22 protein-coding genes are annotated in these 25,016 nt (G+C 47.1%); 15 read left to right on the top strand and 7 right to left on the bottom strand.

The features are described from left to right. Positions 1 to 117 precede the first annotated feature (117 nt). Positions 118 to 1,311, bottom strand: coding sequence for an enoyl-ACP reductase FabV (gene fabV, locus ACETMN_RS25940; protein ID WP_036617082.1), 1,194 nt, complete (start codon positions 1,309 to 1,311; stop codon positions 118 to 120). A 202-nt stretch (positions 1,312 to 1,513) separates the two neighbouring features. Between fabV and ACETMN_RS25935 the strand changes: the two genes are divergently transcribed. The 4 genes from ACETMN_RS25935 to ACETMN_RS25920 all read left to right on the top strand — a co-directional run bounded on the left by ACETMN_RS25935 (position 1,514) and on the right by ACETMN_RS25920 (position 5,077). Beyond that, a complete protein-coding gene (locus ACETMN_RS25935) occupies positions 1,514 to 2,794 on the top strand; it encodes an XRE family transcriptional regulator (protein WP_411735327.1) in 1,281 nt (426 codons plus the stop codon). A 209-nt stretch (positions 2,795 to 3,003) separates the two neighbouring features. After that, positions 3,004 to 3,408 carry a VOC family protein gene (locus ACETMN_RS25930; protein WP_091020348.1) on the top strand — a complete coding sequence of 135 codons (405 nt, stop codon included), beginning with the start codon at positions 3,004 to 3,006 and terminating at the stop codon, positions 3,406 to 3,408. A gap of 334 nt (positions 3,409 to 3,742) precedes the next feature. Continuing rightward, complete coding sequence (locus tag ACETMN_RS25925; protein WP_411735326.1) at positions 3,743 to 4,159, top strand: hypothetical protein; 417 nt, start codon at positions 3,743 to 3,745, stop codon at positions 4,157 to 4,159. A gap of 123 nt (positions 4,160 to 4,282) precedes the next feature. After that, the gene (locus ACETMN_RS25920; protein WP_411736439.1) at positions 4,283 to 5,077 is read left to right on the top strand and encodes a hypothetical protein; all 795 of its coding nucleotides are present in this window, start codon (positions 4,283 to 4,285) and stop codon (positions 5,075 to 5,077) included. A gap of 99 nt (positions 5,078 to 5,176) precedes the next feature. On the opposite strand, the gene ACETMN_RS25915 is transcribed toward ACETMN_RS25920, so the two are convergent. Then, complete coding sequence (locus tag ACETMN_RS25915; RefSeq protein WP_210109091.1) at positions 5,177 to 5,992, bottom strand: methyltransferase domain-containing protein; 816 nt, start codon at positions 5,990 to 5,992, stop codon at positions 5,177 to 5,179. A gap of 73 nt (positions 5,993 to 6,065) precedes the next feature. Then, complete coding sequence (locus ACETMN_RS25910) at positions 6,066 to 7,007, bottom strand: helix-turn-helix transcriptional regulator (protein ID WP_411735325.1); 942 nt, start codon at positions 7,005 to 7,007, stop codon at positions 6,066 to 6,068. 346 nt (positions 7,008 to 7,353) lie between these two features. Between ACETMN_RS25910 and ACETMN_RS25905 the strand changes: the two genes are divergently transcribed. Next, positions 7,354 to 8,787, top strand: a complete 1,434-nt coding sequence (locus ACETMN_RS25905) for a glycoside hydrolase family 1 protein (RefSeq protein ID WP_091020341.1) — start codon at positions 7,354 to 7,356, stop codon at positions 8,785 to 8,787. A gap of 171 nt (positions 8,788 to 8,958) precedes the next feature. On the opposite strand, the gene ACETMN_RS25900 is transcribed toward ACETMN_RS25905, so the two are convergent. After that, positions 8,959 to 9,624, bottom strand: a complete 666-nt coding sequence (locus tag ACETMN_RS25900) for a phosphatase PAP2 family protein (protein WP_411735324.1) — start codon at positions 9,622 to 9,624, stop codon at positions 8,959 to 8,961. 172 nt (positions 9,625 to 9,796) lie between these two features. Between ACETMN_RS25900 and ACETMN_RS25895 the strand changes: the two genes are divergently transcribed. Continuing rightward, a complete protein-coding gene (locus tag ACETMN_RS25895) occupies positions 9,797 to 10,375 on the top strand; it encodes a hypothetical protein (protein WP_411735323.1) in 579 nt (192 codons plus the stop codon). Positions 10,376 to 10,549: 174 nt separating this feature from the next. On the opposite strand, the gene ACETMN_RS25890 is transcribed toward ACETMN_RS25895, so the two are convergent. Beyond that, entirely contained in the window at positions 10,550 to 11,326 is a 777-nt protein-coding gene (locus tag ACETMN_RS25890; protein ID WP_411735322.1) for an AraC family transcriptional regulator, read from the bottom strand. Between the two features lie 19 nt (positions 11,327 to 11,345). After that, complete coding sequence (locus ACETMN_RS25885) at positions 11,346 to 11,927, bottom strand: LysE family translocator (protein ID WP_091020334.1); 582 nt, start codon at positions 11,925 to 11,927, stop codon at positions 11,346 to 11,348. A gap of 207 nt (positions 11,928 to 12,134) precedes the next feature. Here ACETMN_RS25885 and ACETMN_RS25880 point away from each other — a divergent pair, with 207 nt between their 5' ends. The 6 genes from ACETMN_RS25880 (at position 12,135) to mmsB (ending at position 20,534) form a co-directional block, all read left to right on the top strand. Next, on the top strand, positions 12,135 to 13,142 hold the full coding sequence (locus tag ACETMN_RS25880) for a substrate-binding domain-containing protein (protein ID WP_091020332.1): 1,008 nt from the start codon (positions 12,135 to 12,137) through the stop codon (positions 13,140 to 13,142). A 91-nt stretch (positions 13,143 to 13,233) separates the two neighbouring features. Then, on the top strand, positions 13,234 to 15,102 hold the full coding sequence (locus ACETMN_RS25875) for a sensor histidine kinase (protein WP_411735321.1): 1,869 nt from the start codon (positions 13,234 to 13,236) through the stop codon (positions 15,100 to 15,102). 8 nt (positions 15,103 to 15,110) lie between these two features. Then, positions 15,111 to 16,409 carry a response regulator gene (locus ACETMN_RS25870; protein WP_411736438.1) on the top strand — a complete coding sequence of 433 codons (1,299 nt, stop codon included), beginning with the start codon at positions 15,111 to 15,113 and terminating at the stop codon, positions 16,407 to 16,409. A 320-nt stretch (positions 16,410 to 16,729) separates the two neighbouring features. Beyond that, positions 16,730 to 17,815: a multiple monosaccharide ABC transporter substrate-binding protein gene (chvE, locus tag ACETMN_RS25865; RefSeq protein WP_091020329.1), complete on the top strand. Its 1,086-nt coding sequence runs from the start codon at positions 16,730 to 16,732 to the stop codon at positions 17,813 to 17,815. A gap of 21 nt (positions 17,816 to 17,836) precedes the next feature. Continuing rightward, positions 17,837 to 19,402: a multiple monosaccharide ABC transporter ATP-binding protein gene (mmsA, locus tag ACETMN_RS25860; protein WP_091020327.1), complete on the top strand. Its 1,566-nt coding sequence runs from the start codon at positions 17,837 to 17,839 to the stop codon at positions 19,400 to 19,402. After that, positions 19,371 to 20,534: a multiple monosaccharide ABC transporter permease gene (gene mmsB, locus ACETMN_RS25855; protein WP_091020326.1), complete on the top strand. Its 1,164-nt coding sequence runs from the start codon at positions 19,371 to 19,373 to the stop codon at positions 20,532 to 20,534. The genes mmsA and mmsB overlap by 32 nt, the downstream gene beginning before the upstream one ends. 69 nt (positions 20,535 to 20,603) lie before the next feature. Here the strand turns inward: mmsB and mgtE are convergent, their stop codons facing one another. Beyond that, entirely contained in the window at positions 20,604 to 21,974 is a 1,371-nt protein-coding gene (gene mgtE / locus ACETMN_RS25850) for a magnesium transporter (protein WP_091020324.1), read from the bottom strand. A 190-nt stretch (positions 21,975 to 22,164) separates the two neighbouring features. On the opposite strand from mgtE, the gene ACETMN_RS25845 reads away from it, so the two are divergent. The 3 genes from ACETMN_RS25845 (at position 22,165) to ACETMN_RS25835 (ending at position 24,912) form a co-directional block, all read left to right on the top strand. Beyond that, positions 22,165 to 22,869, top strand: a complete 705-nt coding sequence (locus ACETMN_RS25845; RefSeq protein WP_091020322.1) for a DNA alkylation repair protein — start codon at positions 22,165 to 22,167, stop codon at positions 22,867 to 22,869. A 42-nt stretch (positions 22,870 to 22,911) separates the two neighbouring features. Further along, on the top strand, positions 22,912 to 23,466 hold the full coding sequence (locus ACETMN_RS25840; protein ID WP_091020321.1) for a methylated-DNA--[protein]-cysteine S-methyltransferase: 555 nt from the start codon (positions 22,912 to 22,914) through the stop codon (positions 23,464 to 23,466). A 219-nt stretch (positions 23,467 to 23,685) separates the two neighbouring features. Then, complete coding sequence (locus ACETMN_RS25835) at positions 23,686 to 24,912, top strand: amidohydrolase (RefSeq protein ID WP_091020491.1); 1,227 nt, start codon at positions 23,686 to 23,688, stop codon at positions 24,910 to 24,912. Positions 24,913 to 25,016 lie beyond the last annotated feature (104 nt).

Raw genomic sequence — 25,016 nt, 5'->3', positions numbered from 1 at the left:
AGGAGGAGCCAATCGGCTCCTCCTTCTTCATTTGATTTTAATATCATATCTCTAGCATTACATCAGAAGTGCTAACGAAAACAATAACCTAGGTTCAACGTCCACGCCCAAACTTCTTTAGTTCACCAGATGAGGCATTTCAACGTTGGGATCAACATCTGCTTCATAATCCACACCATCGGTTTCAAAACCAAACAGCTGGAAGAATTCGCGACGGTAACCTTCCAGATCGGACAGATCGTAGATGTTCTCTGTGGTCAACTCATTCCAGAGCTTCGCCACTTCTTCCTGAACGTCAGCTCTCATCTCCCAATCATCAATGCGAATACGGCCTTCGGCATCGGTTGGAACTTCTCCCCCCGCATACAAACGATCAGCGAACAGACGTTGCAATTGCTCGATGCATCCTTCATGCAAGCCTTTTTCTTTCATGACTTTGTACAATGCTGAGATGTACAGCGGCACGACTGGAATTGCAGAACTGGATTGAGTCACCAGCGCCTTGGCTACAGTTAAGTACGCACGTCCACCTTTTGCACTTAGACGATCATTCAGCTTGTGTGCAGTCGCTTCCAGATGATTCTTGGCTTGACCGATGGAACCATCACGATAAATGGCATGCGTAAGTTCAGGACCGATATAAGAGAAAGCGATCGTTGTTGCATCGTCAGCAAGCACGCCGCCTTGTTGCAGGGCATCCATCCAAAGTTCCCAATCGTCTCCGCCCATAACGGTTACCGTCTGACGAATTTCCTCTTCGTTTGCCGGTTCAAGGGTAACGGAGCTAATTTCGCCTGTGTGGAAGTTCACCGTTTTGTTCGTGTAGGATTGTCCGATTGGCTTCAGCACAGAGTTAAATACTTCACCCGTGTTCGGATCGGTACGGCGTGCCGAGGCTACGCTGTATACAACCAGATCAACTTGACCGAGTTCACTGCGAATCAGTTCAACGGCTTTGTCTCGTGTTTCGTTTGCAAATGCATCACCTGTAACGCTGTACGATTTCAGGCCTGCTTCCTCTGCGGCTTTTTCGAATGCAGCGGAATTGTACCAGCCTGCAGAAGCCGTACGTTTCTCTGTGGAACTGCTTGGACGATAAATGCCGACTGTATTCGCTCCAGCTCCAAAAGCAGAAACGACGCGTGACGCCAGACCGTATCCAGTGGAAGCACCGATCACGAGCACATTACGCGGTCCTTTCAGCTCCGGCTGGGATTTCACATAATCAATCTGTTCCTGCACTTGCGCAGCGCAACCTACAGGATGGGAAGTGGTACAAATAAAACCACGTGTTCTTGGTTTAATAATCATTTATTTGCATCCTTTCATATTCAGCTCATGTTTCAGCATTTCAATAAAATGCTCTTACACATACTTTCTTATTGTAAAACAATTACCTCGGAAACGGAAACCGTTTCGTTTGATTTCGCCGGAAGGGTGGCGTTATATCTCTAATTTTGCGATGATGGAATAGAATGTACTCGCTTGTTAGGATAGAAAGGACAGGGATACCATGCTGAAGGAACGCATTGAACTGCTAAGCAAAAGAAAACAAATCTCCCGTAAAGACCTTGTGGAAGGTCTGGTCACGCAGGCCCACTTTACCAATATCCTGGCGGATCGTTATCCTCTCCCTGAGGACTTGGCAGAAGCCATCGCCGGGCGTCTTGGGGTACCCCCTTCCTATATTCTAAAAGCTGCGGCACAGGACGAGGAAACACTCGAACGGGCAGAGGCCATCTTCGAACAAATGTCTGTTCCAGCGTCGGCGATATCCGAAGATACGGTGCATGCTCTGGCAGATCGGGATGACACGCTGACCGTTGAGCTAACAACGGCCTTGATGAAGGCGGTCTATTATCAACAATTAAACGATGTTACGGCTCATGAGTATATACATACCTCCTACCTCAATTTTTATCTGGAGAAATACGGTCGTCCAGACGATATCGATCTGCCGCGCCCGTTAGTCAAAGCACTTTTATTCTATAAAATACAATATTATCGCTCCAAAATGGCCTTTGTAGATGTACTAACTCACGCAACCAGGCTCAGTGATCTGGCGCTTCCTGGGAGTGAATTCTGGCTGTCTGTGCAAAATATCAAGATGGAAGCCTACATTCAGGTCAAACAGTATGAAGAGGCAAAACAGGTATTCGAGCTTACAATGCGTCATGTCTATGATCAGCGGATGTTCCATCGGTTGTCTGGGTTATATGTGGCATATAGTGGTTATTGTTTTGCTATGGGGCTGGTTCAGGAGGCACTTTCTGCATTAACCATGGCGGAGGCAAACCTCGTGTATGCAGGCAATCAGGGAGATCTGGTGACGGCGATTGCCAACAATCGGATTGTTATGTTAACGATGACAGGTGAACTGGATCAGGCACAAGCGGAGATTGAACGATTTGAGTCACTATTGCAGCAGGAAACGGAAGAAACACAGCAGGCCATGCAGCCGCTCATCGGTGTGTATCGATGCGAAGTAGCTTTGGCACGGAAGAACTGGGGCGTGCTTGCACAGAGTGTAGATCAACTTTTGAAATGTGCAACAACACAGGACCAGCAGATGAGCGCAACCTTCTACCAGAGCCATCTGGCTCTTGCACATGGAGATCGCGAGGTTTTCATGGAGCGGGCACTGGCGTGTCTGCCTTATTTTGAATCCGCGCAGCACGTCATGCGGCTTGAACCGTTATATGAGGGAATGGCTGTAGTGTCTGAGGATCAGCGGAAATACAAGGAAGCAGCCATGTATTATCGGAAGCTGGTATATCTGTTACGCAAAAAGTAGAATGAATCAAAATTAATTTTAGTACGAAATGGTATTAACCAGGAGAAGTACAAATGTTGAATAACGCTACTGACATACCGTTGTCAGTAGCGTTATTTTATCATCACTTAAGTAAACATATTTGAAGTAAATATAAAGGGATAGAAGGCCGATTCAGGCCCCACACAATGATAGGGTACTTTTATTCTATAACAGGAAGGGTGTATTTTATGTATTTTGCTTCTGTACGCATTATTACCGACGACGTGAATCGTCTTGTTGAATTTTATGAGAAAGTCATGGGTGTTTCGGCGGTACGTCCCGCGCCTATCTTTGCCGAACTCGTTATGCCATCTTGCACCCTGGCAATCGGCCACTCCCAGACGGTGCCCCTGTTTGGCATTGATTCTGCCGTGGCAGCCAACAATCACACGGTCATCCTCGAGTTCCGTGTCCACGATGTTGAAGCCGAATACGAGCGCTTGAAGCCGTTTGTGTACGAGTGGGTAAAGGAACCGACCACGATGCCGTGGGGGAATCGTGCTGTGCTGTTTCGTGATCCTGATGGAAATCTCGTTAATCTATTCCAGCCAGTGACCGAGGAAGCGATCAAACGTTTCAGCGGTAGGGGCTGATTCCGGGGAATAGCTCGCTCAGTGTAAAAGGTTGAAAAAGTGTGTATTCGTAATACTTATGCTTATGGGCTAAAATTCTAATGTTTTTGGCATGATGTTGTGCGTTGCCAACGCACTTGGTACAAAAAATGGCTGGCAATCGTGAAATGAAGATCAGATTAGCGGACCTTTTTTTGTGAAATTGGCTTCGATCCTTACTTAAGAAACGATTATCCGGTCATTCAATTACCGGATTTTTCGTTTTTTTTGTATGCCGCCAGAAGGGTATTCAAAGACAAGCCGCGGTGTTTATAATTTAACTATAAATAAAAATAAAACAAATGAGGTGCTTACTATGGGATGGTTCGGTAAAAAGAACAAACAGGAAGATGCGATTGCTAAAGCGGATAAAATGATGAATAAAGGACTCACTGGCAGGATGATGAAAGGTTTCGTATCCAAGGAACATCGGGAGGCAATCAACCAAAGTCTGGATTCGGCAAAGCAGGCACAATTGGCCGCGAGTGGTTCGCTTCCATTAACGGCAACAGCAACGGTGGTGACGATCACCGATACAGGCAAACTGATCAACTTTGATCCGATTGTTGTGCTTGTATTGGATGTGACAGAGACAAACGGTAACCAGTATCAGCGAACCTTGGAGACATTGGTGTCCAAAATGCAGATTCCACGAGTTGGAGATCGGGTGGGATTGGGTCAGAATCCAGCGAATCCGTCCGAACTGATCTATATGGGACTAGTGTCCATTTAGAAGGTCTTTGCTTATAAGACAGTGATACCCCATGTGTACAATACGTATAACAACGATAAATAGATATATCGTTAGAGGTATGGATAGAGATAGTAAGAGAAGGATTAAGAGAGGGTGGATCATATGGTAGGTTTCCTGAGATTCATTGGCGTATTAACTGTGTTTGGAGTAGGGTTCTCCCCATTTCTGGCACAGAAGATGTGGAATGATCCGTTTATGATTATGCAGGCATGGTGGTACACTCCGGCGATCTTTGCCGGGTTTGCACTGATCTTTATTCCTGCGATTTTGAGCAATATTTTTGGCGTAGGTCGAGTGAAGACAGGTTTACCAGCAGTTGGGGTCATTAAGACTATACAACAGACGGGGACGTATATTAATGAACAGCCGGAGGTTCGATTGGGTCTGACAGTTTCACGTAAGGGGCGCGAGAAATACGATACGGAGATGAAAACCGTTATTCCACTGACCTCCATGGCACAGTTTCAGCCGGGCAGCTTCATTCCGTTAGTGGTCTCTGTGAAGGATGAACGCAAGGTAGGGCTTGATATGAAAGGACAGTTATCACAGGAGGATATGCAGCAATTGTTGGATGAAAAGATGGTACAACAAGGGGTATCCCCTGAGATGATGGATATTGCACGAACAGGCGAAAAAGCGATGGCCAAGATTCTCGATGTCACTCCACTTGGCAGTGGAGGCAGTAATAAGATCAAGCTTCAACTCAAACTTAGCATAACAAAGACAAATGGTGAAACGTTTAATGTGACAACGCAAAAAGAAATTTTGTCTTCTGCGCTGCCGCAAGTGCAGCAAGGCCATATCATTAACGTCATTTATTCAAGACAAGACCCGACAAAATTGGTGTTGGCATTGAATGTACAAGAGCAACAATTAAGTGACATATTCTCTTCCTGAGAATATAGCCAAAAGGAGGTCGTACAGGTCATGCTTATGACATGTACGACCTCCTTTTGGCATTTGGTATGTAGGAGAGATGCAAGCGACGTACTACATTCAGACAATACCGAGGCGCATGCGATAAGAAAAGAGGACTCTTCTGGATTGTCCGTCAAATACACGATTAGCCAGCGCTCTGAACTCGTCGGCAGCAGTTAATAGATCATCTGCTCCGAGCTTCAACGCCGTTTGCAAGCCGCCTTGGCTCAAGGCCAGGTTCACGTATCGGTCTGCATCAAAGGTCTCGTGGTGATGAAATACGATTTCCCGAACATATCGGAACAGCCCGGACTGCTGAATCTGCTGCAAATGCCCATTCTTGCTCCATTTGTGTGCCTGACTATCCTGGGGAGCCAGACTGGCTGCTCGTTGATCTGCTTCCTTATTCAGCTGCAGATAGGCTTGTTCCAACTGCCAGTCCAGCATTGGTGGCCAGTCACAATCGTAGGCAGCAAATATGCCCCCTGTACGAAGTACTCGTGCAAACTCACGCAGTGTGGGTTGCGGCTCCATCCAGTGAAATGATTGGGAGCAGGTCAGCACATCCACACTGCCATCTGGTAGTCCGAGGTCGTGAGACAAGCCGGACACAAACCGCAAGTTATCCGGCTTCCCGGCAGATTCCCACTTGGATTCTGCTACAGACCTCATGTCATCGCTGGGTTCGAAGCCGATGATGCGTTCTGCCTCATTAAGCCAGATCCACGAAGATAAGCCGGTGCCACAGCCAACATCTGCGACCATGCGCGGTGTGCTGCCAAGATATGTCGTTAGAATATCCACCACTTCAGTGGGAGCAGCTGGTCGGTTCTGATCGTATAACGTACCAAAACCTTTGAAACGTTCCACATTGTTGCGTCTAATGTCTTGCATGGATAAACCTCCTTCGGTCGGATGGATGATGGAGAGTCAGCTGTGATCAAAAGTTGTATAGGCCTATATTATATCATTCATTGTTGGGTAGTTTGTTCATGACGTTCTGCAAATGTTCAACGGCTTGGATATGACGTCTGAGCAATTCCTGTCCAACATGAACAGGCTCGATGACGGTCAGCTCAGAACCAAACGACAGCAGGAAGGAGTAGAGCCATTCCCCTACATTTAATTCGAGAGACACACGGAGCCTGCCATCAGGCTCTTTTTTAATGAGGGAAGGTTCGAAAAAATCATACACTCGGTATGCAATATTGCTGGAGAACGAGAGTGTCAGAGGAGTCAGGACAGGAGCTGCTTCTGATTCAGGGTCGTTTGATCCGGCAGTAACAGATTGATCGTGTTTTCTCGCCAGAAAAGTCAACTGGGTGATCCGTTTCATCTTAAATGTCTCGAATTCTCTCCGGTCAGGGTCATCATGGATATATCCTTTGAAGTACCATGTACTGTTTTTGAATATAAGTTTCTGTGGCTCCACCGTTGGAATGCTCTTCTCTCCATCCGAATTAACATAATGAAACGTAATCAGTTGATTCGTTAATATGGCTTGCTTCACCTGATTGAACAGTTCTCTCTCCTGCAGAGGGATGCTGCCCCATGGTGAGAAATTGAATTCGATCCAATCCAGCTTGTGATCAAACAGGGCGGTCAGCCGTTGCAGCATATGAGCACTATTAAGGTGTGGGATCGCACTGATGCTGTATAGTCCCATCAAAATTTCATTCTGGTCTTCTTCCGACAGCAGGGACTTGTCCATGACATAGTTGTCCATCAGATGAATACCGCCATGCTTTCCGGTCGTGGTATAGACGGGGATGCCCGCAGCGCTTAGCCGATCGATATCGCGGTACACCGTACGTACAGAAATCTCGAACATACGGGCGAGTTCGGGTGCAGTGGCTTTCTTTTTCTCCAATAACAAAAGCAACATTCGAAATAGTCGGTTATTTTCCATGCTCTGATTATACCATGACAATAGGTGTCAGGGTATGGGTGGTACACTGGTTACATGGTCTTACGAAGACGTTTTGACTCAGTCTTATAACTTGTTCTTCATTTATTGCGAAGTAGTGAAGGGGACGATATCGATTCTGACGAAACGAAGTGTTCGCTAAAAGCTTTCTGTAAGAAAGCTACTTTGGAAGCAAACGCTATCATCGGATTTTTTCCATTTAGAAATAAGAATAAAAGAAATCCGAGGATAACAGCGATCAGAAGAACGATTCGTGACCGGAACGGCTACTCGCATAATATCAAGCATTTTATATCGAAATGAGTTAATTATGAAGGAGGAACTGGTCATGACAATGAAAGAAGGATTTTACTGGGGTGGCGCAACGGCTGCCAATCAATTCGAGGGTGGATGGAACCAGGGTGGCAAAGGGCCAAGCACGTCTGACATGATGACAGGGGGAACCCACACGATTCCACGCCGGATTACGCCTGTATTGGAAGAGGGCACGTATTATCCGAGCCATGAAGCGGTTGACTTTTACGGACATTACAAAGAAGATATTGCCATGATGGCAGAGATGGGCTTCAAAATGTTCCGCATGTCCATTAACTGGTCCCGGATCTATCCGAACGGTTACGAACTGGAGCCAAACGAAGAGGGATTGCAGTTCTACGATAATGTCTTTGCCGAGTTGAAAAAGTACAATATTGAGCCGCTCGTAACGATCTCCCATTACGAAACGCCATTCGGTCTGACACAGAAGTATAACGGCTGGGCTTCCCGTGAAGTCATCGACTGTTATATTCGTTACTGTACAACTCTCTTCAACCGCTACAAAGATCAAGTGAAATACTGGCTGACGTTTAACGAGATCAACTGTCTGACAATGCCAATGGGTGCATATATGGCTGCAGGTATTCTGTTTGAAGGCAAAGAGACGCTGGTGGATGGAGTGGATGATCCACAAACTCGTTTCCAGGCACTACATCACCAATTCGTTGCTAGTGCCAAAGCGGTGAAGCTGGGACATGAGATCAACCCTGATTTCCAGATCGGCTGTATGGTCGCTTTCATGACAACCTATCCAAACACATGTAACCCGGACGACATGCTGCTTGCACAGAAGAAAGACCAAATCTCCAATATGATCTGCGGTGATGTACAGGTTCGTGGAGCATATCCTGGATTCGCCAAACGTTTCTTCGCCGAAGAAGGTATCCAGATCGAGATGCAACCGGGAGACGAGCAGACCTTGCGTGAAGGTTGCGTAGACTTCTACTCCTTCAGTTATTACATGTCTCTAGTAGAAAGTGCAGATGAGTCCCTGGAGAGAGCTGAAGGCAATCTGCTGGGTGGTATCAAAAATCCATATCTCGAAGCTTCCGACTGGGGATGGCAGATCGATCCAAAAGGATTGCGTTACACGCTGAATCATCTGTATGACCGTTACCAGATTCCACTGATGGTCGTTGAGAATGGCCTAGGTGCTGTCGATGTGGTTGAGGAAGATGGCTCCATTCAAGATGACTATCGTATTGATTATCTGAAAGGTCACATTGAACAGATGAAAGAAGCGGTAGCGGATGGCGTGGATCTGATTGCCTACACGATGTGGGGATGTATTGACCTGGTTAGTGCGTCCACTGGAGAGATGAAGAAGCGTTATGGCTTCATTCATGTCAACAAGGACAATGATGGTAACGGAGACTTGAGCAGAACACCGAAGAAGAGCTTCCACTGGTACAAAAAAGTCATCGAATCCAATGGTGAAGTGTTATAATTTGGTATAAAAATCAAGACCCGTCTGTTCCTTGAAATAGGACAGGCGGGTTCTTATAGGTTCTGAACTCGTTCAGGATGGATTCAGGATCAAATATAAGAATATAAAAATACCCGGCTATCCTTCAGTTAAGGAAAGCCGGGTATTTCTATGTGCGAGAGCTGTCGGAGATTATGCCAGTCTTCTGCTTTGCAGTTGGGACATGCGCTCCAAATGCCGCCGATAAAACCATATGCATGTGGAGAGCCAGCAACCACTCAAGAAGTATCCGCCTACGATATCACTTGGATAATGCACCCCCAAGTAGATACGACTTATACCAATGGTCAGTATAAATACGGCGCTGGCAACAATCATCAGAACACGTCCTGTGACGGTGGGTACATGTTTCCAGATTAGAAAGGCCAGTCCACCGTACAGGCTAAATGCTGCCATAGAATGCCCACTGGGAAAGCTATAGCCGCTCACTTCGATAATCCCGTTAATGGTAGGTCTGGCACGCTGGAATACCAGCTTGAGCAATGCATTTAACAGGGTTGAACCGGCGAGCACACAAGCGAGGAAGAGTAGTTCGCGTTTGTGTCGCAGCCAAACGTATAACACAATCATGGAAATGATTGTAATGAAAACTACAGGCATTTCACTGCCGATCCAGGTGAAAAACTGCATGAATTGCGTCATGCTGGGGGATTCCAACCCCTGAATCCAGCCGATCAGCGTATCATCAAATCGATGAATCTGGTTGTCGCTGATGGACAGGGCGATGCTTATAAAAGCGATCATGCATAACGCTGCAAAGAGCAGCGGGAATGAGATGTTTTTTTTCCAGTTGTGCATCAAGTGTTGAGATCCTCCGTGATGGTTGATTTCGTATGTTGTCTCCTTGCGTATGTTGGACATAACGATATTTGTATTGTGCTATAATTTTACAATAAATATAGCAGCAATAAAAATATGTAACCTTAACAACGCTTATTCAAGCAGAGAATGTAGGAGGGGAGCGGTCGGAATGAAACGACGTTTGGTGATGTTTATGTTGATCTTACTGTTGGTTACATCTGGGTTAGCTCTATTTCCCGGAGAGAAAGTGTATGCTTGCAGTTGTGTAGAGAGTAATGTTCAAGAGAGATTGAAGAGCTATGCCACGGTATTTACAGGAGAAGTGGTGAAAAAAGGCGAGTCTCAGCAATCGAAACATGATGGCTTATTAAGAGAGTATACCTTTGATGTAGATACGGCATGGAAGGGAGTTCATGCCAAAAAAATGAAGATCATAGGGAGTGACGGAGGGTCTGGCTCCTGCGGAGTTGAATTTGAGAAGAATCAGTCCTACCTGATCTTTGCCAGTCTGGATGAACGAGACAACAGACTGCATACGAATCTGTGCAGTGGCAATGTTCCAATTGAACAAGCCGGAGACGATTTGAAATTGCTGGGCGCGGGCAAGGTTATAAGTAAAGAAGATTTTGAAGTAGCCAATGAGGGTGGTGGGCAAAGTGGGCCTTTCTATCTCATCTTATACGGTACAGTCATTTTATTAGCAGTGTTGGCAGTTGTGTGGGTCTGGAGAAGAAAGAAAAGAGTGTGATTGTAGGTCTAATGTAAATTGAAAGTTGGATTGTATAACATAAGTTTTGTATGACGAAAAAAAACTAATCCCCGTACAGAGCGTTAAGAAAACTTTGACGTTCTATACGGGGATTTTCAGGAGTGGTGTCAAAAGTTTATCCAATTGGAGCTGGGACTATCAATCTTTATGAAACTAGTTCAGCTGTAACATGTATTCATAAGCTGTGACACCAAATACCCGTTTAAAATGACGGTTCAGATGGGTCAGATCAACAAATCCGCAATCGGCAACAGCAGTATATACGTCCTTCTGCTTTTCAATGGATTGACGGGCACGCTCTACTTTGCAGTTTAAGAAAAACTGGTAGGGGGATATGCCTGCATGTGCCTTGAATTCACGGATAAATTGAAACTTGGACATGCCAAATTCGGAACTCAGGTTGTCCAGCTTGAGCACATCTTCGGTGCTGCAAAACATGATTTCCTTGGCTTTGCGGACCAGGTTGTCCTGAGGCAACCAGAGCTTGGTGTCCATTTCCTTCTGAGCCAGCAGGTGAACCAGATCGAATACCCGTTCGCTGCACTCGGCTTCGTCCTGTCTGAGTTGAACGGCATCGTTCAGCATCAGAATGTTACGTGCAAGCTCGGGGTCATAGACGATGGGACTTCCAAAACGCAATTCCTTTTTACCTATAATCTCCTCTACCAAATCCGGCTTCAAATACAGCATCACATAGTCAATGCCAGCCTTATCATAGGAGCTTCCATCATGAGACTGTTCGCGGTTGAATAACATGACACCATTTTGGTGAGACGCCTGATATTGTCCGTCCAGGTTGTATTGTTGAATGCCACGCAGGGTTACGCCGACCGCATACTCTTCATGGCAATGTTTTTTGTATGCAAAATCAGTAAAGCTGGCGGATAGTGCCAGCACGTCTTGTGACTTTTTATAGTTGAACCGTTCCATGCAGCACACCTCCCAAGCTTTAGATTAATCCGGATACTATAATGGCTGAGTATAACAAAAAAAGGGCCATGAGAATACTCAGTAATTTTTGGTGGCGATTCAGCAACGTTCTGAAAACCGTGCCAAAAACAACCCAACTGGAATAGGCCAGAAATCCAATGAATGTAATCAGCAGCACGAACAGGAACGAAGAAAATGAACTTTGATAAAAGGGCAATACATAACTTGGAATGACAGTGAAAGTAAACAAGACGACCTTTGGATTCACAAATTGCATGATAAAACCGTTCCAGAATCCGGTAACTTGTTTCGGTGCATCCTCGGTGGTACCCATTTTGTAGATCTGGTACGCCAGATACACCATGTAAAGGCCGCCGACAATCTGCATCACCTTCAGAATTCCAGGTAACACTCCCGCAAGAAGCTGATTAAGAAAAGCTGAAGCGGTAAGCAGCAGACCAAATGCCAACGTAGCTCCCCAGACATAGCGCATTGTTTTTCGTGCGCCAACGATCTGTGTAGAAGAAAGAATTACGATATTGCTGGGGCCAGGGGTGAATGTAACAACGATGCAGTAGATTAAAAAAGATGCAAGATTCATAATGATGATGCTCTCCTCTAGTTGTAGTTTAGTTCCATGATCATACGTCCAGAGGGAGAAACCATATAGTACATTATTGCAGCAGGTACACCGTTAGCAACAGGAGATTCCTTTTAAAAAGATAAGGGGGAGTTTTCTTTTTGAATGATTGCGTTTACAATTTAAACGAAGTACAAGGTGATCAGACAACTTGAGGAAGTGAACGGAATGAAAAAAATGCTGCTTGTTTACATTTTGCTAATCTCAGCATTTGCGTTGTATGTGTTGAGATTCGAATACACCAGTCAGGTAAACAGTTCATGGGAGGACCGTGGGCTGCGCGGCGATATCGGAGAGACGTATATCATGATTACATTCCAGTCCGGGCTGGAGTATTGGAAGAGCCCACTTAAAGGCTTCGAGGATGCCGGGGATGCACTTGGCGTGACCGTAGAATATCGCGGGGCTACCCGGTATGATGCGAAGGAGCAGACCATGGTAATCGAGCAGGCTATCGCTCGTAAACCCGCAGGCATTGCCATATCTGCAATCGATCCTCAATCGCTAGTACCAGCGATCAACAAGGCAGTCGACGCAGATATCCCTGTTGTCTTATTCGACGCGGATGCACCTGATAGCCAGGCCTATTCTTTTCTAGGGACAGATAATTACAAGTCAGGTGTAATGGCTGCCGATAAAATGGCTGAACTGCTGGGGCGTGAGGGAGAGGTCGCGGTATTAACCTTGCCTGGGCAACAAAATCATGAAGAGCGGACGAAGGGCTTCCGCGATACGATCAAGGAGAGATACCCTTCCATGCAGATCGTTGAAGTTGCAGACGGACACGGTGATGCGATGGTATCCAGAGACGAAACACAGAGAATGATGAAGGAACATCCCGAGCTGGCGGGTATTTTTGTGACTGAAGCCACCGGAGGAGCAGGGGCGGGGGAAGCTGTTCAAACTGCCGGGGACAGACATCCATTGCAGATTATTTCGTTTGATACAAATAAGGCCACATTGGATATGATCAAGAACGGTACGATCTCAGCTACAATTGCACAGGGAACCTGGAATATGGGATATTGGTCACTCCAATATTTGTTCCATCTGCATCACCAGTTAACGGTTCCTGCCCCATCCTCATCCGGTGAAAATGCACCGCTTCCCGTGATGGTGGACACAGGGATCTCTGTGGTGACACGCTCGGATGTGGATGATTACTATGCCAAATAACAAGGAGGATTTCAAGAGTCCAAGACCTTGGAGCAGGAGAGCAATTCTCTCAACTTTTAAGAATGGAATTCGGCGTTTACGCTTGCGTAATATGCCCCTTCGGTACCAGCTGATGCTGCTTTTTCTGCTATTTGCCATTGTACCTTCCGTAGGGCTTGGGTTGCTTGTGAACTGGACGGTGGAGCGGGTAGTTGAACGACAGGTTGAAGGGCATACCATGCAACTGATTGGCAAAGTGAATGAAGCTCTGAACAGCAAAATGGAGAATTTGCAGAATATGACCTATCTGATTGCATTTGACCCGGATATTGATGCTTTTATGAACGACAAAATGCCGTTGAATGATGATGCAGACAGTGAGCCGATAAACATGGGCACAATTGCCGAAACGGAGCAAAATCGGTTATATGGCATCAAACAAACCTTGCAGGGATTCACAACATTGTATCCTGAAATCGCCGGGATTGTTCTCGTCAATGCAATTGGTGACTATATTAGCAACGAGATGTATCCCCGAGCAGAGCAGAGCCTGATTCAGGAAAATTGGTATCAAAAAGCTTCGGCCAATCCGGGCATATTCATGGTATTGGGCCAGCCAAAAGAGCGTAATCTCACGACACATGTACGGTACAAGGATGATGAGATTGTATCGGTTGCGCGTTCCATCACGGATGAAGCGTCAGGGCGTGTGCGAGGCGTTATTATGATTGATCTTAAACTAAGGTCCGTCTCTCAGGCTGCCCGTAATGTAACCTTGGGGAAATCCGGTTATGTGATGGTGACGGATGCAGAAGGTCAAAGTGTATACAAGCCGGAGCACCCGCTAATAGAACACATTCCCACAGACTGGTTCCCCTCCGGTGAGAGTGGAACATTTACCGCCGAAACAGAAGGTGGAACGTTATTATTCATGTATCAGTCGTCTACCTTTACGGGTTGGAGAACGGTAGGAGTATTTCCCACAAGAGACTCCATATCCGAAGTACGCCAAATCCAGTTTTACGTGGTTAGCTTTGTATTTGTGGTGTGTTTGTTTGGCCTGAGCGCCTCTTCATGGTTCTCCCGTTCCATTGCTCAGCCCATTTTCCGGCTCATGTCCTACATGCGCAGGGCGGAGACCGGCAATCTCAGACCAGGACGCTGGAGCGATCGCGCTGATGAGATTGGCATGCTTGGTAACAGTTATAACCGAATGCTCGCGCAGATTAGACAACTGATATCACTAAATGAATTGCGGGAGCGGCAGAAACGCGACGCTGAAATGCGAAGTTTGCAGGAGCATATCAAACCACACTTTTTGTACAATACCCTGGATACAATTCATTGGATGGCACGCAAAGAGGGTGCAGAAGATGTATCCGGCATGGTTGGTGCGTTATCTCGATTATTTCGTATAGGACTTAGTAAAGGACAGGATTACATTCCGCTGCATTCCGAGATTGAGCATATGACCAGCTATATGCAAATTCAGCAGACACGATACCGCGATCGTCTTCAGTATACATTGAATATTCCAGATGAACTGCGGCATCTTTTTGTGTTAAAGCTGCTGCTTCAGCCCCTGATAGAGAATGCAATCTATCATGGAATCAAGGGCAGGCGTGGGCCGGGACACATTCGGGTGGAGGCCAGATTGGAACATAACCGACTGCTGCTGACCGTTCAGGATAATGGAGCAGGCATGTCCAACGAACGGCTTGCCGAGATGCAGCAGCTGCTCAAAGCTCCTTTGGCAAGTTTGGAAGCGTCATCGCCTGGGATGACAGGCAAAAGTTATGGAATGTTGAATGTGCAGGCCCGTCTCCGGCTGTCCTTTGGCGATGAATACGGTATTGTGCTGGAGAGCCAGGAAGGGGAAGGAACTAGTGTGACCATTATTCATCCGTTGATGCGAGAGCTCCCGGCAACCAAGCAAATCAGTAACGAAGAGAGGCAGGAGAGTGAATGGAAAAATTCATGAAGTCGACCGTGACAACTTCCACTGAAACAGATGAGACATCGGCATTGACTACAGTAATGGAGATTACGCCGGATAGCCATGTGGCGAAGAAATACCGCGTGCTTATCGCTGATGATGAACCGATCATTCGTGAGGGGATTCGGGATGCCATTGAATGGACAACTCTCGGGATGGAGGTTGTTGGTGAAGCGGAAGATGGGGAGGAAGCGCTGGAACGGGCGGCTGATTTGGGTGTGGATATTGTTCTCGTTGATATGAATATGCCATTTCTGAACGGAATCGAACTAATCCGTGCCCTTCAGCAGAAGTGCCCGGGCTGTCGTTACCTGATCATCTCGGGACATGATGAATTTGCATATGCGCAGGAGGCGGTTCGTCTTGGCGTAGAGGATTACATCTTAAAACCTGTGCAAGCAGAACAATTACATGCTGCACTTGAGCGATTGCATCAGCGACTTACTGAAGAGCACCAGAGGATGGCATATGTACAACAGGCAGCTCATCAGATTGAACGTAATATTCCGTTGCTTCGCCAGCGATTTATGCTGGAGTGGCTGGAGGGGCAGGCTGAAGGGAGGGATCTGACCGAGCAGCTTGTGTTTTTGCGGTTACCCGCCGTCCCACCTGTGCAGATCGGGGTCGTGCGCTGGCCTGCCGCTGAAGCGCGTCAGACGATACTGAGAGAGAATGATCGTCAGTTGTTTCTGTATGCAGTGGAAAATATAATCAGTGAACTGCTGGGGGACGTTCCACATGTCCTGTTTCGGGACGTAAGCGGGTTGATCGGCATATGTCTGTGGAAGGAAGCCCCTGAAGAAATAGAGTCCCTTCTGGAACAGCAGATCAGTTCTTGCCTGAATATTGCCATTCATGCTCATGTGGAGATACATGCAGGGACACTGGAAGAAACGCCGGATACGTACCGTCATTGCCGTGAACGGGTATACGGAGAAGTGCAGTTGTCGCCTCTGGTTCGCCGGGCAAGACAACTTATTCACGAAGAATATGCCGAGCGGGAACTGACCCTGGAATCGCTCGCTTCCCGTCTACAAGTATCTGCCGTATATCTTAGCCGTGTGCTGAAGAAAGAGTTGAATGATTCCTTTGTCACGCTTGTCACGCATGCTCGCATTCGCAAGGCTATACAGCTTTTAGATTCAACAACACTGCCGATCCACACCATAGCTGAGCGTGTAGGTTATGATACCCAGCATTATTTCAGCACTGCATTTAAGAAAACAATGGGCATTTCGCCAGTGCAGTATCGAAAGAACGGGGGAACGGCCTATCATCCTTCTGCGAATTAAATATCGTATTACAGTTGTTCATTCAGACGTGTGATAATTGAAATGGATGTGTTCTACTTCGTGTGAAGCGAAGTGGAGCATGTCCTTTTTTTTTTGACTCTGGTATGGTATCTCATGGGTCACACTTGTATTTTAAGCGTTTCCATCAAAAGTTAAATTTTTATAAAAAAGGTTCAAAACGTGCAAAGACCTTACGGCTTCTCCAATGCTACCATTGGTCTCAGACAGGAACACCAAGCAACAGAATGTACCATATGCATTGTAAGCGTTATCTTAGAACTCATTCAGAACCGTATGACGTGAGGAAAGGGGAACTTCATATGAAAAAAGGAGCAATGCTCATCTGGCTTCTGGTGATGACCTTGATGCTCTCGGCCTGTAATCTGGCAGAGAGTGGCCCAGGCAGCAAAGAAAAGGGATATGTCGGTATATCGATGCCAACCAAATCATCAGAGCGATGGGTGGGAGACGGGGAGAACATGGTCCGTCTGTTTCAGGAGCAGGGGTACAAAACCGATCTTCAGTATGCTGAGGATGTGGTTGAAAATCAGATTTCACAGATTGAAAACATGATCACCAAAGGTGTGGATGTGATGGTTATCGCGTCCGTGGATGGCAATACATTAACGGATGTAATCAAGAAAGCGCATGACGAAGGGATCCAGGTGATCTCGTATGACCGGCTCATTCGCAATACGCCCTATTTAACCTATTATGCCACGTTCGACAATTTTAAGGTGGGTGTGCTTCAAGCCTCCTACATCGAACAAAAGCTTGGGCTCAAGGATGGAAAAGGACCATATAACATTGAGCTGTTTGGTGGCTCTCCGGATGATAATAACGCCTATTTCTTCTTCGACGGTGCGATGTCTGTGCTGAAGCCATACATCGATTCCGGCAAACTGGTCGTGCGCAGCAAGCAGATGACGATGGCCCAGATTGCGACCTTGCGCTGGGACGGTGCATTGGCCCAGTCACGGATGGATAACCTGCTGAGTGCGTATTACTCGGGTGATAATCTGGATGCAGTATTATCTCCTTATGATGGAATCAGTATTGGTATCATCTCATCCTTGAAAGGGATCGGTTACGGTACTTCGAACAAACCGTTGCCCGTTATTACAGGACAGGATGCCGAACTTGCTTCGATCAAGTCGATTGTGGCCGGGGAACAGACGCAGACGGTGTTCAAGGATACGCGGAAGCTAGCGGAGAAGACGGTAGAGATGGCCAATAGTATTTTGCAAGGGAAACAGGCGGAAGTTAATGATGAAAAATCATATAACAACGGAATTAAGATTGTTCCAGCGTATCTCCTAGATCCTATCTCCGTGGATCGTACCAATGTGGAACAGGATATCGTGGGTACCCAGTATTACACGAAGGAAGAGATAGGACTGAAATAATATATGAAAGGAGCACATCCCATGGCCGGAATCATTCTGGAAATGAAGAACATCACCAAGACCTTTCCTGGCGTTAAAGCACTGGAAAATGTCAATCTGAAAGTCCGTGAAGGCGAAATTCATTCCATATGTGGTGAAAATGGCGCAGGTAAATCTACGTTGATGAAGGTACTGAGTGGTGTATATCCACATGGCACGTATGAAGGCGACATTTTATTTCAGGGCAAAAATTGTGAGTTCAAGGATATTAAGCAGAGCGAGGATCTGGGGATTGTCATTATCCATCAGGAGTTGGCCCTGATTCCCTACCTTTCAATCGCGGAAAATATATATCTGGGCAATGAGCGTGCCAGCAGAGGAATTGTCAACTGGAAGGAAACTTTTGTAGGTACACGAGAACTGCTCTCGAAGGTGGGACTGAGCGAAAATCCAAACACGCTGGTATCCAGCATCGGGGTAGGCAAACAGCAACTGGTCGAAATTGCGAAGGCGCTCTCCAAAAAGGTTCGGCTGCTTATTTTGGATGAGCCAACCGCTGCGCTGAACGAGGACGACAGTGAAAATCTGCTGCAATTGATGCTGGAATTCAAGAAACAGGGCATCGCCTGTATCCTGATCTCACACAAGCTGAATGAGGTATCCAAGGTATCCGATTCAGTGACCATTTTACGAGATGGCAAGACAATTGAGACGTTGGATATGAAGAAGGAAAAAGTGACGGAGGACCGGATTATTAGCGGAATGGTAGGACGTGATCTCACCAGCCGTTATCCGGAGCGTCATGCGACCATTGGTGAAGTTATCCTTGAGGTCAAGGACTGGACGGTATATCACGAACATCATGCCGAGCGGAAAGTACTGGATCAGATCCATATGAATATCAGACGTGGTGAGATTGTAGGTATTGCCGGCCTGATGGGCGCTGGGCGTACCGAACTTGCCATGAGTATCTTTGGCAAATCCTATGGCCGGAATATTTCGGGTCAACTCATTAAGAATGGTAAACCGATCCACAACAATACCGTCACAGAGGCTATTCAGAATGGGTTTGCTTATGTGACAGAAGACCGCAAGGAATATGGACTCATTCTAATGGATGATATCAAGCGGAATATCTCCTTAACGGGCCTCAGCAAACTGACGCGAAACGCGGTAGTGAACGAGCGCGAAGAAGTGCTGGTCGCGGAAGAGATGAAGAAAAGCATGAATATCAAAGCACCAAGTATTTTGCAGAAGACCGGTAATCTGAGTGGTGGCAACCAGCAAAAAGTGGTGCTCAGCAAATGGATTTTTGCCGGACCAGATATTCTTATCCTGGATGAACCTACCCGCGGTATTGATGTGGGAGCGAAATTCGAAATCTATACGATTATTCATCGGCTTGCTGCTGAAGGCAAGGGCGTACTGGTAATCTCATCCGAGCTTCCGGAGGTTCTTGGCCTGTGTGACCGGATCTATGTGATGAATGCCGGACGAATCACCGGTGAAGTCAGCCGGGAGCAAGCATCGCAGGAAACGTTGATGAGATATATGACCAAGTCTGGAGGCGGCAAGCATGGAAATGATAACAAAACTGTTCAAAAATAATATCCGTCAATACGGCATGATTATTGCCCTGGTAGTGATTATGCTCTTGTTCGAGGTACTTACAGGCGGGCTGTTGCTCAAGCCGATTAATATTACAAATTTGATTTTGCAGAACAGCTACATTCTGGTGCTGGCGATCGGAATGGTGCTGGTCATCATTACCGGACATATTGACTTGTCTGTTGGTTCCATTGCAGCCTTTGTTGGTGCTGTTGCCGCAATTATGATGGTTGATTGGCAGCTTCCGGCTTGGCTTGCAGTCATCGCATCCTTGCTGGTGGGCGCTTTGATCGGTGCATGGCAAGGCTTCTGGATCGCATATGTACGAATTCCGGCATTTATCGTGACGCTGGCAGGGATGCTTCTGTTCCGCGGTTTGACGATGATTGTGCTGGAGGGACAGTCGATCTCTCCTTTTCCGGGTGGATTCCAGAAAATAAGCTCGGGTTTCCTGCCGGATATTCACTTCTCAGGCTTCGGTCTGGTATCCATTATTGTGGGTCTTGTGCTCACCGTCTGGTACATTGTCAATGAACTGCGGGAACGACGTTCCCAGCGAAAATATGGATTCGAGGTTGTATCACAGGGACTATTTCTGCTCAAGTTGATTGTGGTGGCTGCCGTGACCAATCTGTTTACATTTGTACTCGCGAGTTACGCGGGAATTCCGAATATTCTGGTCCTGCTGTTTGTCCTGATCGTTGTGTACTCCTTCGTTATGAATCGTACTGTCATGGGACGGCATGTGTATGCGCTTGGAGGTAATGAGAAGGCCGCAGGTCTGTCTGGGGTCAAAACAAAAAAGGTTACCTTTTGGGTTTTCGTGAACATGGGTACGCTTGCCGCGGTATCCGGGTTGATCTTCGCCGCACGTCTGAATGCGGCTACGCCAAGAGCAGGTACCAACTTTGAGCTGGATGCCATTGCGGCCTGCTTCATCGGTGGTGCTTCCGCTTCAGGGGGGATAGGTACGGTATTTGGTGCCATCATCGGTGGTTTGGTTATGGGTGTGTTGAATAACGGGATGTCCCTGATTGGTCTCGGTATTGACTGGCAACAGGGGATTAAGGGATTGGTACTGCTGCTGGCTGTAGCATTTGATATCTATAATAAAAATAAAAGATCAGCGTAACACTTGGTAAAATGAAAAAACAGACCTTGATCTCAGGATCAGGTCTGTTTTGCTGTATGCACAACTTAGTTACATCAAGGCATCGAGGAAACGTGTGGCGATTCCAAAATAGATAAACAGGGACAATATATCATTCAATGTGGTGATTAATGGGCCAGAGGCAACAGCCGGATCGACTTTGAAACGACTAAGCAGAAGCGGGATGCATGTACCGGTCAGCGTACCAATGACAAGAGTGAGAAACAGAGATACCCCAATAATCGCGCCCAGCAGCCAGTCCCCTTGCCAGAAATAAGCAATGACGGTGATCAGTAATCCGCATACCAAGCCAATCATTGTGCCTACTTTGATCTCCCGGCCAATCAGTGCGAGTACGGTGGCTTTGTCGAGCTTGCGTCCGATTAGTCCTCGTACTACGACAGCCAGAGATTGCGTTCCTGTGTTACCGGTCATACCCGCGATCATCGGCATAAAGAATGCCAGTGCGACAACCTGATTCAGTGTATCCTCGAAAAAATCCACGATGCTTCCCGAGATTAGGCCAATCAGCAGTAATAGAATGAGCCAGGGAAGCCTGCGTCTGACGGCCACGAGTGGTTTGGTATCAAAGTCGATATCCTTGCTGCCGCCCCCCATCTTGGCCAAATCTTCACTTGCTTCATCCATAATAATATCGATGACATCATCCATCTGAATGATACCGCATAACCTGTGATTTTCATCCACCACCGGAAGTGCAATAAACTCATAACGCTGTAGAAGCTGTGCTGCTTCTTCCTGGTCCATATCTACCGTTGCATGGATCACCCGCCGGGTCATTAGTTCTTCAACCTGGGTCTTATCGTCAGCCAAGGCAAGGGATCGATAACTCACGACACCGACCAGTTTGCCTTCATTATCGGTTACATAGAGATAACTGGAGGCTGAGATATGCATAGTACCTTGCGATTGTCGTAAGGCCTCCTTGGCTGTCTCATGAGCGAGCAGGGTCCGATATTGATCTGTCATGATACGCCCTGCCGTCTCCGGCGGGTAATTAAGCACGGATCGGATAATAGCAGAGTGATCCAGGTTCATGTTGGACAGCAATTCTTCTCTGCGTTTTGCAGGCAAATCGTGCATGAACCGGATCAAATCACTTTTGTCCATCTGCTGCATGACTTCAAGTGTTCGTTCCGGCCCAAGTCGTTCAAACAGTTGAATCTGTTCGTGCAGCTTCAAGGTCTCGGCGAGATCCGCCAGAGCATCGGGTTTGAACAGGAGCAGAAACCGATTGGTTTCTTCTTCAGGGAACTTTTTATATACAAGTGAGAGGTCGTAGGGATGCAGTTCTTTCACCAATTTATAAAAATCGGGAAGGTTCCGGGATTGTACATGCTGCACGAGTTGTTCGGTGATCTCCTCCACGGAGAAATCTTTCTTGGTATGAGGTCCGTTCATATCGAAACTCCTTTCTAAACGTTCAGCTTCATATTTTTAAACGAAATGGGTTGGCAGTTAAACAAATGGAGAAAAAATGAGAGTCCCAAAATGATATTGTAATCTTGCTCAAACATTCGATATGGGCTTACAAACAGCCGCTGCAAGGATATACTTGTTGTACAGCAACAGACGAGGAGGACATGCGCTAGTGGAAGTAGATATCAGAACACAATTGTTCAGCATGGTTGAGCCGGAATATCAGAAATTCTCGGCTGCACTTATTCCCAACATCACGAATGTACTTGGTGTAAGGTTGCCAGCCTTACGAAAAATTGCCAAGCAGCTTGCCGCGGGGGACTGGCGCACGTATCTGGAAACGGCAGAGGACGAATATTTTGAAGAAGTGATGTTACAAGCAATGGTCATTGGACATGTCCAGGCTGATCTGGACGAACTGTTAAAGGCTATTGAAACATTTGTACCGAAGATTGACAACTGGTCGGTGTGTGACAGCTTCTGTGCGGGACTGAAATATACAAAGGTTCATTCGGAGCCCATGTGGGGGTTCTTGCAGCCGTATTTGAGATCAGATCAGGAATATGAGATCCGGTTTGGTGTGGTCATGCTGTTGAATTTTTATCTGAATGAGAGATATATTGATCAGGTTCTATCCGCATTGGATCACATTAGACACGAGGCGTATTATGTGAAAATGGCAGTGGCTTGGGCCATCTCAATGGCCTATGTGAAACAACCTGAGGTGACCATGCGTTATCTGAGGCATAATACCTTGGACGATTTTACGTATAATAAGGCACTTCAGAAAATCACGGAATCTTATCGCGTGGATCCGGAGAGCAAGCAGATCATCCGCAGTATGAAACGTAAGGTGAAGAAGCAGATTATCTCCTAGTTCTAGCATTAAGCATTCCACCGGGGAGAGGGCGATAAACGAATGAGAAAAAAGTTGATGTACACCACGATGCAGTTGGACGGTCGTCCATGGGTGCTGCTCGCTACGGAACAGGGATTGTGCCGAGTGGTTATGCCCAACGAAACACTGGAGGATTGGAACGGCTGGATACAGAAAGTAGCACCTGGCGTGGAACTGGAAGAGAACGAGCATGCTCTGAAACAAACAGGTATGATGGACTGGTTGCAGTCCTACTTTGCAGGAGAACCCATGGCTTATACAGATGCAATCCCACTGGACTTGATCGGAACGAACTTTCAACAAGAGGTATGGAGAGAGCTAGGGCGTGTGCCTTACGGTGAAATTCGGACCTATGGAGACATTGCCGCTGCAATTGGAAGACCTTCGGCTGTGCGAGCGGTTGGGGCTGCAAATGGGGCCAATCCAATTCCGGTTTTGTTACCCTGCCACCGTATTATCGGGGCTAATCGCAAGCTGACGGGGTTCCGTGGAGGGTTGGAGATGAAGCGCAGACTGCTGGATATTGAACAGATTGAAGGCGTGACCGATGGAGGGCATGCACGATTTCATTTTTAATAGACTCGCGTAATCAAGAAGATTAAGGTGATTGGAGGGGACAGGCACGTATTGTGCCTGTTTTTTTGCATGTATTAATGTAGCGTAATGCAAACGTTCCGCATATGGAACACCAACGTTTTACGTATTTTTGCCCGGTGAAACCGTATGGTACCATGGATCATAGATCAATCGGTATCCGGGGGACGTAATGCCGGGTAAGAAAAGAGGGATGACATGATGAAGCAGGCTTATTGGTTAACCAACGTGACTGTGGAGCGGGGGTATGTTCGGGAGGGAGAACAGGTGACGGGGACGCGGACAAGCCCCGCTCATCTACGGATTGAAGATGGAGTGATCGCGGAGATTGTGGAAGGAAACAACCCGCTGTCTAGCGATCTACCACAAGTAGATGGCAAGGGACTTCTGCTGCTGCCTTCGTTCGAGGAGGCACATATTCATCTGGATAAAACCTACTACGATGGGCCGTGGACAGCCGTTAAGCGTATCTCCAGTATTTTCGAACGTATTGAAGAAGAAAAGGTTCTGTTACCCAAGCTACTGCCAGATGCCCAGCGTCAAGCGAAGAGTATTCTGACCTTGATCCAGGGGTACGGCTCCACTCATGTACGTAGCCATTGCAATATTGAACCTGTCAGTGGCTTGAAAAGACTGGAAGCGACGCGGCAGGCTCTGGAATCATTTTCGGGGAAAATCTCTTCGGAAATCGTGGCTTTCCCGCAGCATGGACTACTTCGCTCGAATTCAGTGGAGCTTATGGGCCAAGCGATGCAGGAAGGTGCAACACATGTGGGTGGACTCGATCCCCATACCGTGGACGAAGACATCGAGAAATCACTGAATGCCATGGTTGAACTGGCTGTTCAGCACCAGGCGGGCATTGACATACATCTGCATGATGGAGGTCAGGCCGGCAAACAAACGCTGCTGGAACTCGCAAATCTGACAGAAGCAGCAGGGCTTCAAGGTAAAGTTACGATAAGTCATGCGTTCTGGTTCGCCCGCGCAGAGCAGCAGGAAGCAGAAGATATGGCGCAGCGAATGGCTTCGCTTGGGATGAGCATTGCTTCCACGGTGCCCATTGGCAGAACGATGATGCCACTTCCCATGCTCCATCGTATGGGCGTGGACGTGAAGCTGGCCACAGACAGCCTGACGGATCATTGGTCTCCTTTTGGCAATGGGGATCTGCTTGAGAAAGCGGGACGATTCGCAGAACTGTACGGATATAGTGACGAACTGTCCTTATCTCAATCTTTGGCATGGGTAACAGGCGGTATTACACCGCTGGATTCACAAGGGGAACAAGTCTGGCCGAAGGTAGGCGACACCGCGAGTTTTGTATTGGTGCATGCGAGTTGTTCGGCGGAAGCCGTTGCGCGGCGATCTGCGCGGCAGGCCGTATGGTACAAGGGGCAATTGGTGAGCGGATCGATATCGCATTGAGGACAATAGAGCGGGTGCAGCCACGGGAAACCGTGGTTTTTTGGCATGGGAAAAAAAGAGGAAAGAACTGTTCGCAACTACCACATTTTGGGTTATGATGGACA

The sequence above is a fragment of the Paenibacillus sp. M2 genome, from assembly GCF_046713495.1.
GTDB lineage: Bacteria > Bacillota > Bacilli > Paenibacillales > Paenibacillaceae > Paenibacillus > Paenibacillus amylolyticus_B.
This window is presented reverse-complemented; position numbering and strand designations above follow the sequence as displayed.